The 13087-nt window shown below is 58.8% G+C and carries 13 protein-coding genes; 6 read left to right on the top strand and 7 right to left on the bottom strand.

What is annotated here, in order from left to right; all coding sequences use genetic code 11:
- The first annotated feature begins 36 nt into the window (after positions 1–36).
- From GSM73_RS08030 to GSM73_RS08020, 3 genes are read left to right on the top strand one after another with little or no spacing between them, the layout of a single operon-like run.
- Positions 37–525, top strand: coding sequence for a hypothetical protein (locus tag GSM73_RS08030; protein ID WP_256676780.1), 489 nt, complete (start codon positions 37–39; stop codon positions 523–525).
- Positions 522–1910 (top strand): tripartite tricarboxylate transporter permease, encoded by a 1389-nt coding sequence (locus tag GSM73_RS08025; RefSeq protein WP_080962847.1) that lies wholly within the window; start codon positions 522–524, stop codon positions 1908–1910. Before GSM73_RS08030 ends, GSM73_RS08025 begins: the two co-directional genes overlap by 4 nt.
- A gap of 51 nt (positions 1911–1961) precedes the next feature.
- A complete protein-coding gene (locus tag GSM73_RS08020) occupies positions 1962–2462 on the top strand; it encodes a lipocalin-like domain-containing protein (RefSeq protein ID WP_160892106.1) in 501 nt (166 codons plus the stop codon).
- 103 nt (positions 2463–2565) lie between these two features.
- On the opposite strand, the gene GSM73_RS08015 is transcribed toward GSM73_RS08020, so the two are convergent.
- Positions 2566–3876, bottom strand: a complete 1311-nt coding sequence (locus GSM73_RS08015) for an OprD family porin (protein WP_160892104.1) — start codon at positions 3874–3876, stop codon at positions 2566–2568.
- Between the two features lie 336 nt (positions 3877–4212).
- Here GSM73_RS08015 and mhpT point away from each other — a divergent pair, with 336 nt between their 5' ends.
- Together mhpT and GSM73_RS08005 are read left to right on the top strand one after the other, a co-directional pair.
- Complete coding sequence (gene mhpT, locus GSM73_RS08010; protein WP_240539566.1) at positions 4213–5430, top strand: 3-(3-hydroxy-phenyl)propionate transporter MhpT; 1218 nt, start codon at positions 4213–4215, stop codon at positions 5428–5430.
- A gap of 156 nt (positions 5431–5586) precedes the next feature.
- Complete coding sequence (locus GSM73_RS08005; protein WP_160892102.1) at positions 5587–5778, top strand: hypothetical protein; 192 nt, start codon at positions 5587–5589, stop codon at positions 5776–5778.
- Here the strand turns inward: GSM73_RS08005 and GSM73_RS08000 are convergent.
- Positions 5775–6731 (bottom strand): threonine dehydratase, encoded by a 957-nt coding sequence (locus GSM73_RS08000; protein WP_160892100.1) that lies wholly within the window; start codon positions 6729–6731, stop codon positions 5775–5777. The two genes, GSM73_RS08005 and GSM73_RS08000, sit on opposite strands and share 4 nt — an antisense overlap.
- Before the next feature lie 97 nt (positions 6732–6828).
- Here GSM73_RS08000 and GSM73_RS07995 point away from each other — a divergent pair, with 97 nt between their 5' ends.
- Entirely contained in the window at positions 6829–7632 is an 804-nt protein-coding gene (locus tag GSM73_RS07995; protein ID WP_256676810.1) for a helix-turn-helix domain-containing protein, read from the top strand.
- Here GSM73_RS07995 and GSM73_RS07990 read toward each other — a convergent pair.
- The 5 genes from GSM73_RS07990 to GSM73_RS07970 all read right to left on the bottom strand — a co-directional run bounded on the left by GSM73_RS07990 (position 7629) and on the right by GSM73_RS07970 (position 13050).
- Positions 7629–8513 (bottom strand): universal stress protein, encoded by an 885-nt coding sequence (locus tag GSM73_RS07990; protein WP_160892096.1) that lies wholly within the window; start codon positions 8511–8513, stop codon positions 7629–7631. The two genes, GSM73_RS07995 and GSM73_RS07990, sit on opposite strands and share 4 nt — an antisense overlap.
- 198 nt (positions 8514–8711) lie before the next feature.
- The gene (locus GSM73_RS07985; RefSeq protein WP_080962844.1) at positions 8712–9716 is read right to left on the bottom strand and encodes a universal stress protein; all 1005 of its coding nucleotides are present in this window, start codon (positions 9714–9716) and stop codon (positions 8712–8714) included.
- The gene (locus GSM73_RS07980) at positions 9713–10054 is read right to left on the bottom strand and encodes a hypothetical protein (RefSeq protein ID WP_256676779.1); all 342 of its coding nucleotides are present in this window, start codon (positions 10052–10054) and stop codon (positions 9713–9715) included. Before GSM73_RS07980 ends, GSM73_RS07985 begins: the two co-directional genes overlap by 4 nt.
- A 349-nt stretch (positions 10055–10403) precedes the next feature.
- Entirely contained in the window at positions 10404–11657 is a 1254-nt protein-coding gene (locus GSM73_RS07975) for an OprD family porin (RefSeq protein WP_160892092.1), read from the bottom strand.
- Between the two features lie 88 nt (positions 11658–11745).
- The gene (locus GSM73_RS07970) at positions 11746–13050 is read right to left on the bottom strand and encodes a CitMHS family transporter (RefSeq protein WP_160892090.1); all 1305 of its coding nucleotides are present in this window, start codon (positions 13048–13050) and stop codon (positions 11746–11748) included.
- Positions 13051–13087: the final 37 nt, after the last annotated feature.

The following is a 13087-nucleotide window of genomic DNA, read 5'->3' as shown; positions in this document are numbered from 1 at the left end:
ACAATAAAACCCCTCAGGGGAGGTGGGAGAATCCTTATGAAACCCGAACTGTTCGAAGTATGGGGCGACACGGTTGATGGTCGCCACCTGCTCTACTCCATAGGCATCGGTGCAGCCGTCAGCCTCGGCGCTTTTTTTATCGCCCAGCACTTGTTTGTCGGCTGGGTGGATTCCGTGCAGATGGCCCGCGCCTACGCGATGCTGGTAGGTATTGTCGGCTGTCTGGCAGGTGGCGCCATCAGTGCGCTGCTTTTCAAACCCAAGCGCAATGTCATCGAACATCTGGCTGATCCGGCCTGGCGCGCAAAAATCCTGATTGAGTTGCAGAACGAGTACGGCCCACTGGGCAGTCTGGCTGATCTGCCGCCGGCCACGATCGCGGAACTGCGGGAAATGGACCTTTATGAGCTGTTCGCCGATTACGAGAAAAGCCTTGTCGCTCCCGAGAAGAGCCCGGCTGCAACACCCACTGTTGGCGTCGGTGCAGTCAGTCGCGCAGTCAGTGGCAATGGAGGTCAATCATGATCGTTCCACTGATGGATCAGGTCCTGATGGCACTGGGCATGGGGATCCTGGGGGCGGTGATTTTTGCCGGGATCGGGCTGATCTCAGGGAGCGATGAAACCACTACCCTCGCCCCCTTGACCTTGCTGGTCGTCCTGCTGGGCGTACCTGCCCCCGGCGTGCTGACATTCTTTCTGGCCGGCGCCGTCGCCAAACATATGACCCACGCCGTACCGACGGCGCTACTGGGTATTCCTGGCGACACCATGGCGACGCCACTGATGCGCGAGGCCAACTTTCTGCGCAATCTGGGCGTACCCCACATTGCCCTGCGCAAGATGATTTCCGGGGCGGTCATTGCTGCGTTGATCGCGGTGCCAATGGCCGTATTGTTCGCGCTGATGCTCGCGCCGTTCGGTGACATGATCAAGCAGGCTGCGCCTTGGGTGTTTCTGCTTGCGGCGGTGGCGATCGCGTGGTTCTCCAAAGGCCGTCTGGCGGCCGTGCTGACGCTGATCCCGTTCGTCATGATCATTGTTGGCCTGCAAACCATGACCGCGCAGTTCGGCGTCAAGCTCAGTGTCAGTTACTTTCTGGGCATCGCGATTGGCCCGTTGATCGCCGCGCTGTTCTCGCTGCTCGCACCCGCCGAACGGGACACCATGCGACGCCAGCAAGTGCGCACGTTTTCCCTGTCGCCCGACGTAAAAAGCTGGGGTGGATTCTTTCCTAATCCGCTCAAGGTGCTGGACAGCAAGCAGAGCATGTGGACGGCCATTACCGCCGTGATCTCCAGCGCGACCTTTGTGTTCAGCCCGGTGGCCATGACCGTGATCATGGGCGAGCTCGTCGGTTCGAGGGTAAAGCATGTCTACCATCGCCTGACCACGGTCATCACCGCTCGAAACGGCGTTACGGAGTCAACCTACCTGGCCGAAGCATTGATCCCGCTGATCGCTTTCGGCCTGCCCCTGAGCCCTGTCGCAGCGGGCCCGGCAGCGCCACTGTTCAACGCCCCGCCGCGCTTTAGCGTCGACGCGACGACAGGCCAGGTGAACAACCTGCATTCATTGCTCAGCACCTGGGAATTTTTTGGCTACGGCGTGTTGGCGGTGGTCGTGGCCATCCTGATCGCTTACCCCTTCACCATGAATTACGCCCACAGAGCCGCCTCCTACGTGTCGCGCAAGATCAGTCACGAAGCCGTGATCTCGACCTTTGTCGGCCTGATCCTGGTGATCGGCATCTGGGAAGGCGGCCTGCTGGGGTTGCTGGTGATCGTCACCATCGGCCTGCTGGGCGGTTTCCTCTCACGCTTTTTGGGTTTCAACATCGGTGTGCAGTTCATGGGCTATTACACAGCCGTACTGTCTGTGCCTGCCCTGGTTGCCCTGATGAATGCGTGATGTTTTTAACTCTCTACAACAGTGTTCAGATAACCAACAACGGTGATTCCAATGACCCTGAAAATATCGCTACTGACGGTAGGTGCGATCATGGCCCTTTCGGTTTGCACGGCAGCGTTTTCCGCCATGAAAAGCCCGCTGGTCGGAACATGGAAAATGGTCAGCGCAACCATTGAGCGCCAGGGCAGCCGATCGGATGCGTACGGCCCCAATCCACATGGATGGCTGGTGTTCACTGAAGAGTTGACGTTCGTCGAGGTGCTCACCGATCCGCGAGTGCCCGCGTTTCGATCCAACGCTCGGGGCGAAGGAACCGATGAGGAAAACCGGGCAGCGATGGCTGGGAGCATCGGTTTTTTCGGACGATATACCGTCGACCAGAACGGCGAGTTCACCGGCAATACCGTCGAAGGATCTACGTTCCCGAATTGGGTGGGCGCGACACGTACTCAAGATGACCTGCAACTGAAAGTCGACGGCAACCGGATGGTGGAAAACTTCCAGCGCCCCGATGGCACGAAGGTTCACATCATCTGGGAGCGGGTAAAGTAACTCTACGTCGCGAGCAGCCCTGCGGGGCCGACTCAGTTCATGAGTGGGCTGAGCACTGCTCAGCCCACGCTTGCGCACTGCTGGTATCCACTCGCCCCACGGCTTACCAGATCGGCACCGTGTAGAGCACCAGGAAGCGGGTCTGGTTTTCATCACGAAATGCCGCGCCGCTCGGGAAGTCGTTGCGATAGATCGACTTGCGCGCCATCAACCCGACATTCTTCAGCGGACCGCTCTGGATCACATACCCCAGCTCCATCTGGAACTCCCGCTCCTTGCGGTCGTCGGCATTGAGCGCCGCCAGTGCGATATTGTCACCGCGCACGTAACGCAGCCGGCTCTTCAGGCCGGGCACCCCGGCGGCGGCGAAGTCATAGTCGTAGATTGCCTGCCAGGTCCGTTCCTTGGCATTGAGAAAGTCCGAGCTCATAGTCAATTCACTCATGCCCATCAACTCAGTGCCTGACACATAAGGCGTCGCTGTGTCGCCGCTGGCGTGCATGTAACCCAGGCTCAGGTGATGCCCGCCAAGGCGATAGCCGAACAGCGCCGACAGGTTGCGGTTGTCCACCTTGCCAGCCTTGGCACTGCCATCTTCGTCGCTGAAAAAACTGCGCAGATCAGTGGTCAGCGTGCCCTCGCCTACTTGCATGTTATGCAGCAAGGCCAGGGTGTTCTGCTGGTACAGGTCGGCCACTTCGGCGTGGTAGGCGCGCAGGCTGAGGTCTTTGTTTACCTGATAATCACCACCGACATAAGCCATGTGCGATGAGGTGGCCGCACCGTTGAAACGCCCGTTCGGCGAAGCGATGCTCATCGGCTGGTAGTTAGTGGAGTCACGCCTGTTGATGCGATCGATATAGCCGGTATTGAGCGTCAGTCCGTCGATGTCCTTGGAACTGAGCGTGGTGCCGCGAAAAGTCTGCGGCAACAACCGCGACGGGCTGGCAAAGGCGAACGGCAGGAAAATCGACACATCGCCGGTCTTCACCGTGGTTTGGGCAAAGCGCATTTTGGCAGTCATGGCCAGGCGCGAATATTCATCCGCCGCGCGCTTGTCGCTGCTGGATACCGGCAGTAATTCGGTGCCGCTGCGGTCCGGTGACGAGTCCAGCTTGACCCCGATCAATGCACGGGCGTCCAGGCCGAAGCCGACAGCGCCCGGGGTAAAACCCGACTCCGCATTCATGATGAAACCCTGAGCCCACTCCTGGGCTGCGGTTTTCGCCCCCTCATCCTTGTAATCCCGGTCCAGGTAGAAATTGCGTAAGGTCAATGTGCCGCGGCTATCGTCGATGAAACCTTCCGACAGCGCTGGAGTGGCGACCGCACATAAGCCCAACAGGACGAAACCGCGTGCGCAAAGAGGTAAGTCTGAGGTCGTCGCAAGGACGCCCCGGGGTGAATTCGTCATGTCCTATGTCCACTTATTGTTGTTGTTTTTTTGAACGTGATCGCCAGCCATCCAGCCGCGATCTCGGGCCAGAGAGTGGGAAAAGCCGGAGGTGCCGTCAATCCACAATGGCCGATAATCGAACATTAATATTCGTATCTATTTCCAAGAAAACCTAAAAAATACATGACATCCTGTTGATTTTAATAGGTTTATGTCGATGCATTTGGACATTTTCCGTTAGCGTTCACTTTTTAGTTATCTTTGTTAATCTTAATTGCGGCTTTGCATTGCTGGATGCGAGCAAGCCTGCGTGCGCCCGTCAGCACACTCACAAAAACAATAAAGAGGTTTGCCATGGACACTCCATCACGTCGCACGACGCTGACTATTGCCCTGTGTTTTATCGTCGCTCTGATTGAAGGCTTTGACCTGCAAGCTGCCGGCACTGCCGCCGCAGGGTTGCGTCAGACCTTTGCCCTGGACCCGAAAATGATGGGTTGGGTGTTCAGTGCCGGCATCATCGGTTTGCTGCCGGGCGCCTTCTTCGGTGGCTGGATTGCCGATCGCATCGGTCGCAAGAAAATCCTCATCGCAGCGGTGCTGCTGTTTGGCGTGTTCTCGCTCAGCACCGCCTACGTCAGCTCTTTCTCCGGCCTGCTGCTGGTGCGTTTCATGACTGGCCTGGGCCTGGGCGCCGCCCTGCCCAACCTGATCGCCCTGTGTGCCGAAGCCGTGGGAGAGCAACGTCGCGGTACGGCCATCAGCATCATGTATGCCGGCGTGCCATTGGGTGGGGCACTGGCGGCGGTGGTCGCCATGCTGTTTCCCGAACATTGGCAGACGACCTTCATCATCGGCGGCCTTGCCCCATTGCTGGTGGTGCCACTGATGATGGTGCTGCTGCCTGAATCCAACGCCTTTCGCCAACAACAAAACAGCGTCAACCCGACGCGCACTTCAACCGGCCAGGCCTTGTTCGGCGAAGGCCGCGCCAGCGTTACCCTGGCGTTATGGTTGAGCTACTTCTTCACCCTGACCGTGATGTACATGTTGCTCAACTGGCTGCCCTCGTTACTGCTGGAACAAGGTTTCAGCAAACCCCAGGCAGGCCTGGTACAGATGCTCTTCAATATCGGCGGCGCCCTCGGCTCCCTGCTCGGCGGAGTGTTGCTGGATCGCTGCAACGGCATCAAGGTGGTGCTGTTTGTGTACACCGGCTTGCTGGCAGCGCTGGGCGGGGTTGGCCTGTCCGTGGGCATCATCCCCATGGCCATCGCCGGTTTTGCCGCGGGGTTGTTTGTGATGGCTGCGCAACTGGTGCTTTACGCCTTGGCCCCGCCTTCCTACCCAACTTCAGTGCGCGCCACCGGCGTCGGCGCAGCGGTAGCGATCGGTCGTTTGGGCTCGGTGGCCGGGCCTTTGGCGGCCGGGCAGATTCTGGCGGCCGGAGCCGGCACCACCGGTGTCCTGCTGGCCACCTCGCCCGGTTTGGTGATTGCAGCCTTGACGATCATCAGCGTCATTGCCCGCTCGACTTCGTTGAACGTGTCGATGAGTAAGGTCAAGGCCTGAGGCCATCCGAGCGGCGTAGGTAAACAGGTGCTGTTGTGGGGGCTCAAGGTGAAGCTGTTTGAAAGGCGTCAATTCCTGACTTTATCGTCTGCAATAATCTCGAACTCATTCCATACCCCTGCCTCTAATGTGTAGATCAACAGAGGTAACGCGATTATGAACAGCGATAACGGCATCGAATCAGAAGCAACCTCGAGTACCCCGCCGACCGATACGTCTGGCCAACCGGTCGATAAGAATCTTGAGGACAGCGCTACGCCCCCCTCAACTCAAACCAAGGAGCAGGAAGCAGAGGAGCTCAGTCGAAAAATCGCGGAGATCGAGCGCAAGGTGGCTGACGGTCACTAACCGATTACGCCCGCATACACCGATCGATCGACATTGCCACCCGACAGAATCACCCCCACTGTCTCCCCCGCCCGAGCTTCACGTTCCTGAATAAGCGCCGCCAAGGCGGCGGCCCCGGCTCCTTCGGCGAGGTTATGGGTGTCGGTGTAATAGACGCGCATGGCCTCGGCAATTTCCTGCTCGCTGACCGCTACGATCCGTGCGGCCCCGGCTGCGTAGAGGGCGAAGGCCGCGGGAATCGGTTTGCGCACGGCCAGGCCATCGGCGAAGGTATTTGCCGAAGCGGTTTCGTGTATTTGACCCGCCTCAAAAGATATCTTTGCGGCCGCGGCTTCACTGGACACCACGCCCACCACCTGGGTTTTCAGACCCAGCGCGTCGCGGGCGGCGATCACGCCACAAATGCCCGATCCGCAGCCAATCGGCACGTAGACGGTATCGAGATGCGGCGCGGCAGTGAACAGTTCCAGGGCGTAAGTGGCCACGCCTTTGACCAGTTCCGTGTGAAATGGTGGCACCAGGAACAGGTCAGGCGCTTGCGCCAAACGGGCGGCCTCTTCACGGGCCTCATCAAAATCCCGCCCACACTCAATGACTTCGCCGCCAAAGCCGCGCATGGCATTGTTCTTTTCCACCGAGTTGCCCTGCGGCACGACAATCAACGCCTTCAAACCCAGCGCGCTCGCCGCCAGCGCCAGGCTCTGGCCATGATTGCCGCGGGTGGCGGTGACGATGCCCTTCGCACCGGGATGTTCACGTTTGAGCCAATGCATGAAGGTGATGCCGCCGCGTATCTTGAAAGCGCCGGTGGGAGTGTGGTTCTCGTGCTTGACCCACACCGTGCAGCCCAGCCGCTGAGCCAGCAAGGGCCAGGCATACTGGGCGGTGGCGGGCATCACCTGGTACACATGGCGAGCCGCCTGTTCAATATCGTCACGAGTCAGTCGGTACATGAAGCTATCTCCCTGAGTGGTTAGCCAGTCTAGGCATCGCCGCCGTGGGTCGGCTTTCAAAAAACCGACCTGACTTTTGCGCCGCTTCTTCACTACTATGGCGCTCATGAACCATCAAAACCGCCTACAGCCATCGCCCTTGTCTGAACCGGTCCGCCGTGTCGAGACTGGGTCCTGGGCGATCGAATTGTTGCCCAGCGCCGCTTACTCGACCCGCTATGTGGCGGCCCAGGCCTCCATCGGGTTTGCCTTCGACAGCCAGCGCGGCCTGCACGCCTTGGGTAGCGACCGGGTGCATCCTTTCGAGGCCATGCCCAACGGCCTGGCATTCGTTCCCGCCGGCTGCGACGTGTTCTCCGAGTCGCTCATGGGCGGTGAATACCTGCGCGTAACGCGGACCGACGGCATCCCCCTGAGCGGGGATCGCCCATTCAACAATCACATCGATCAACAGGCCATTGACCTCGCGCTGCGAATGCGCGGCGCGCTGTTACGTGCCTGCGTGGAAGATGACTGGGAAACCTGGGCCTTGGCGCTGGCGCAACGGGCAACCGGTGATAGCGCGTTGTCGACACCGGACCAAGGCGCTATCACTCCCCGGCGCATGCGCCTGCTTGATGAGTTTATCGAAGCAAATCTTGAAGGGCCGCTGGGCGTGTCAGCGATGGCAGGTTTGCTGGGGTTGTCCGAAGGATATTTCATGCGGGCCTTCAAGCTCGCCACGGGCAAAAGCCCGCACAGCTACCTGATCGACCGGCGTCTGGCCAAGGCCCGGGCACTGATGCGTGATTCCACCGCCAGGCTGTCGGAAATCGCCCTCGCCTGCGGGTTCAATTCCCAGGCGCACATGGCAACCACGTTCAAGCAACGGCTCGGGGTGAGCCCGATGCAGTTGCGCTAGACCGCCAAAACACTGCAAGGCACCTGATACAAGATATGCTCGGTGGTGCTGCCAAGCAGTTTCTCTCCGCCTGGATCCTGGACTCTGCCCATCACGATGACGTCCATGTGATGTGTGTTGGCAAACTCACTCAGCGCCGCAACCGGGTGTCCCAGAACGAAATGCCTGCGGCCAGGCGGAACGTTGTATCGACTGGCCAGTTTCAGAAACGATTGTTCCAACGCTTTGCGCTGCCATCGGGTCAGCTCCGACAGCGTTAAGCCTGTGTCTGACGCCTGGTAGTCTTGGGATATGTCGTAGGCATACAGCAAGTGCAGTTCAGCATCACACTGTTCGGCGAGACTGCAGGCCTGGCGAATAACGCGATCATTGAGTTCATTTTGTCCAGGCTCGGCCAGCGACGCCTCTACCGCCGCCACGACCTTGCGCGGCAAGGCAGGTCGAACCCCGCCCACCAGATACACCGGTACCGGTGAGTAACGCAGCAGGTGCCAGTCCAACGGGGTGAAAAAAGCACGCTTGAGCACCGACTCATGTTGGATTTCCTTGATCAACAGGTCAGGCTGCAATTCGCTGAAGTGGTCCAGGATGTCCTTTTCCATGTCATCAGCCCACGCCAGCTCGGTGGTCACATCGACCCCTCTGGCATGTAGCTTTTTCGCCTGTTCCCCCAACCAGTCGCGGTGGTCCTGCAGGTAACGCTCGCGTGTCTTTTCACGGTCACCCTCTTCAAGCAGCGACAACAGGTTCAAGGCAGGAATCAACGCCGCTATATGCAAGCGTGCAGCGCTGGCCTTGGCAAGCGCTGCGGCATGGTCGATCACCGGAGAATGGCGCAGGGCCAGGTGGGTGATGAGTAACAGCTGTTGATACCGGCCCATGATCTGCCTCCAGACAGGTGAAACTCAACCTCTGCCACTGCCAGCTACACATTCAGCCGTGACATCTGCGCCGGATCGTGCACCAGCGTCATTTCAGACTGCGCCGTCGGAAGATGCCTGACGTTGATAAATATCAACCGGAGCAAGGCTGCCGTTCTTCACGCCGCCGGCAGGCCACAGCGGCATAGAGGCAGCGGTCTAACCGTATCGTTTGGCCTGCTGCGGCGCTGCGTCGGCTGGCAACTTGATCATCAGGACGCTGCACATGGGGTCTTCGAGTATCCCTTCAGCGGTCAAGCCAATATCAGAGGCCTGCGTATGATGATCGGCCGCACCGATGACCAACAGGTTGTAAGCACTGCGCTGCAGATAAGCATGAATTGCATTCGCCGGAGCGCCGGGAATGAAGTGCCGATGCTGGCTGGCAATACCATGCTGGCTGGCCAAGGCATCGAACGCCTGTACCTGGGCCTCATAGAGAGACAGGTCACCGTGGCTGGCAGCGGCACAGTCGTAAACGCTGATCACGTGCAATGAGGCACCGCAGGCGTTTGCCAGGTGCCTGGCCGCCTCGATGAGCGAATGATTGTCGCGGTTTCCTTTCGCCTGTGACTCCATGTCAACCGCTACCAGAAACTTGCTGGGTGTCTGAATCGGGCCCGGCAACACATAAAGCACGGCAATCGGGCTGACGCTCAAGAGTTCCCAGTCCAGTGCTGACAAACCGCGCTGCGCCAGGCCTGGGCGTTCCTGGATGTCCTTGATGATCAAGTCCGCTTCAACACGCTGCGCATAGGCAACGCATTCGACTGCCGAGGAACTGGCGCATACCAGCTCTGGATGGACATCCACGCCTTTTTCCTGCAGGTGCGCACTTTCACTTTCCAGCCATTTGCGACGCGACGACATTAAGTTATCGCGCACGATGTCGGGCCTCTCGGTGACTGCATGGCCGGGCGGCTCTACACCGTGGGGCTCAGTGAACATCGCCACGTGCAGTGGCACGCCCAGGGCGCGTGCCAGATCGCCGGCATACTCCAATCCGGGAGAGTGAGCTGCCTGAGGGGGGGCAAGAAACAGTAAACGCAATGGATGAGTCATTTCACACCTCGGCATCCGATGATAAAAATGGCGTCCCTGCGCATTCCTGCTTGGGTGGACAGGTGCCGCATAGAGCGGCTTTTTAGTCCTGTTGAACTTCATTCATGGGGCAAGCCCGTGGCCAGTTCGACATTCGGCACCCACAGGGCATCAATGCAGGCCGAAGCGTCCTTCTGCGTCACAGGTTCAAGGGCCAGCGGCTCAAGCAGGCCCCTGTCGACCAATGCCAGACGCATGATTCCGTTTTTGTCGAGAAGCGAACTTGCCAGACATTCACACAAGGAGCGCGGCAGCGCCTCTGGCAGCTGGCCTATATCGGCATTCTCCAGCTCAAGCTCATAACGCTCGGTACAGGTGTCTGCCAGATCCTGCATCGCATGGGTGGCGAAATACGACACCGTGAAATATCCCGAGGTCAGCACCGCCAGAATCGACAGCAAAATGGCTGCCTGACGTTTTCTCGAGCGTGTGCCCCGAAGATGCAAAAACCCGGGCAATGCGGATTTGCTCCGGTCCTGAACCACCCGCGCCCCGCTGATGGGTCTGTTGTTTGCCATGACCGTATCTCTGCCCCATGCTTATCAAAAGAATGGCGCCGATCAACGAATGCCGTTTGATCTGGATCAACCTCGTGCTGCTGTTTGCCATTTTTCTGGCTACAGCAACACGCGGTGGGCGTTCAGGAGTAGACCGTTGCAGGCTTGGTGGCCCTTGCTGGGCCACCCTGCCCGGCCCTGGAAAATCGACGATGACCGCCCACCCCTCCGCCATCAGGCGGGCGACGAACGATCACCAAAGGGCGATATCGTAGGTAAGGTAGATCCGGTTACTGTCCCGTCCCCTCGAGAATTCAGAGCGGTAGACGTAATTGCGCAGCTTCACGCCCAACCCTTTGAAGGAGCCTTGCTGCACCACATAAGCCAGTTCAGCATCGCGCTCCCACTCTTTGATGGTGGTGTTGGACTCTCCATCGTCGCCGCTAAGGTAACGCGTGGAGAACGTCAGGCCGGGGACGCCCAGGGCCGCGAAGTTGTAGCCGTAGTTGAGCATCCATGTCTTCTCGTCTTCCTCTACGAACTTGCCTATGCCGGCGTTGCTGAAAGAATAAACGGACGCGCCGCTGATGTAGGGCAGCCCGGCGTCGCCCTTCAGTGTTTGATAGCCGCCGCCTACGGTATGGCCTGCGACAGCGTAAGTCAGCTGGCCGCTGAGCATATGGTTGTCGATTTTACCGCCATAGGCAGAACCGCTATCAACGCTGCGGAAGTAGCGCAGATCACTGGTCAGCACGCCTGGGCCGAGCGGCAGATCATGTTGGACACCCGCAAAGTTCTGCCGATAGAAGTTCTCCAGTTCGCCATGAAAGTAGCTGAGGCGAATCGTCTTGCCCAACTTGTAATCGGCACCGAGGTAACTGAAGTCCCCTGACTTATCGCCACTGTAGCCGTCTGGCACGATGGGCATACTGTCGCTCGAATCTCGCAACTTGAAACGATCAAGATAGCCGCCCGTCAGGCTAAGGTTATCAATGTCGGTGCTAGTGAACTGGCCGCCCTGGTAGGTCTGAGGCAGCAGTCGGGCATCGTTGTAAATGAGCACCGGCGTTTTAGGGAGCAACGTACCGTACTTGACGGTGGTCTTGGCAAATCGAGCCTTGGCGGTCATCCCGAAGCTCGCAAATTCATCGGCGGCACGACCGTCATCATGCACAGGCAGCAGGCCGGTGCCGCTACGACCGCGGCCGGAGTCGAGCTTGACCCCCAGCAGGCCCAAAGCATCAATACCCAAACCGAGGCTGCCGGTCGTGAATCCCGACTGATAGTCAAGCAAAAAGCCTTGGCCCCATTCGGTGCGCTCGCTCTTGGCGGTCGTTGCCGCTCGCGCACTCATGCCATGTTCATCGCGGAAATTTTCATTGATGTAAACATTGCGCAATTGCAGCTTGAGTTTGCTGTCGTCGATAAAGCCTTGCGCATTGGCATTGGCCAGCGGCAACAAAGCCAGGAGAGTCAATAAAGCTCCACGGTTATAAACAGAGGTCATATCAAACTACTCATTGTTGTTATTTGGAATGCAGCTGACCGTCCGCCCCACTGGCATGGGGCGTCAGGTGTCAAAGAGGTTTGGAGAATCAGGAGAACAGACTGATTGCCCCAGTCAGCAAGGCCAACGCAGTCACGACCAGGGAAGTGAGCACCGCCCATTTGACGGTGGCTTTCTGGAAGTCGCCCAGATCACGGTCCACCATGCCGACCAGCAGCAGCGTCGAGGCCACCAGCGGACTCATCAGGTGTACCGGTTGGCCGAGAATGGAGGCCCGTGCAATCTCGACCGGATCAATGCCATAGGCCGCTGCGGCGTTGGCCAGGATCGGCACGACACCGAAGTAGTAGGCATCGTTGGACAGCACGAAGGTCAGCGGCATGCTGGTAATGGCAACCACCAGCGGGAACAGATGGCCCCAGGATGGCGGAATCCAGTCGACCAGGGTTTGCGCCAGCGCATCGACCATTTTCGTCCCAGAGAAGATCCCGGCGAAGATACCCGCGGCAAACACCAGCAGAACCACGGTCATGGCGTTGCCCGAATGAGCGAGAATTCGTTCTTTCTGAATATCCAGTTGCGGATAGTTGATCATCAACGCCAGGACAAAACCGATCAGGAACAGGATCGCCGAGTGCATGAGGCCCATGACCAGCGCAACCATCACCGCCGTCACCAGCAGCAGGTTGACGTAGGCCAGTTTCGGGCGCTTGTGCGGCGTGTCTTCAATAATCGCCTTGATGTAGCAATTACCCCCACCGCTTTGCAGAAGGGTGTTGCCGATGCGCTTGCGTTCGGCGCGTCCCAGCAGGAACGCCGTGAACACCACCCACACTGCACCGCCGATCATGGTCGGCAGCAAAGGTACGAAATACTCGCCGGCATCCAGGCCCAGCGCTGCGATCGCACGGGTCGCCGGGCCGCCCCAGGGCGTCATGCCGCTCATGATGCTCAACGAGAGCATGGAAATGGTCGCCAGGATCATCGGGTTCATGCCGATGCGCTTGTACAGCGGCAACATCGCTGCACAGGTGATCATGTACGTGGTTGTGCCGTCACCGTCCAGCGCCACCAACAGCGACAGCAGTGCAGTGCCCACGGCGATTTTCATCGGATCACCGTTGACCCGCTTGAGGATCTTGCGGATCAGCGGGTCGAACAGACCGGCGTCGATCATCAGGCCGAAAAACAGAATTGCGAACAACAGCAGCGCCGCCGACGGCGCGACCATCTTCAAGCCGTCCAGCATCATCTTGCCGGTGGTACCGCCAAACCCGCCGATCACCGCGAAGACTATTGGCACCACCGTCAGGGCGACGATCGGTGACAAACGTTTGGTCATTATCAGGAAGGTGAAGACCACCACCATGGCCAAGCCAAGTAAAGCGAGCATAAGTCAGATCTCTTGTTGTTATGAGTAGCTTGGCCGA

The sequence above is a fragment of the Pseudomonas sp. PICF6 genome, from assembly GCF_009831705.1.
GTDB classification, from domain to species: domain Bacteria; phylum Pseudomonadota; class Gammaproteobacteria; order Pseudomonadales; family Pseudomonadaceae; genus Aquipseudomonas; species Aquipseudomonas rhizophila.
This window is presented reverse-complemented; position numbering and strand designations above follow the sequence as displayed.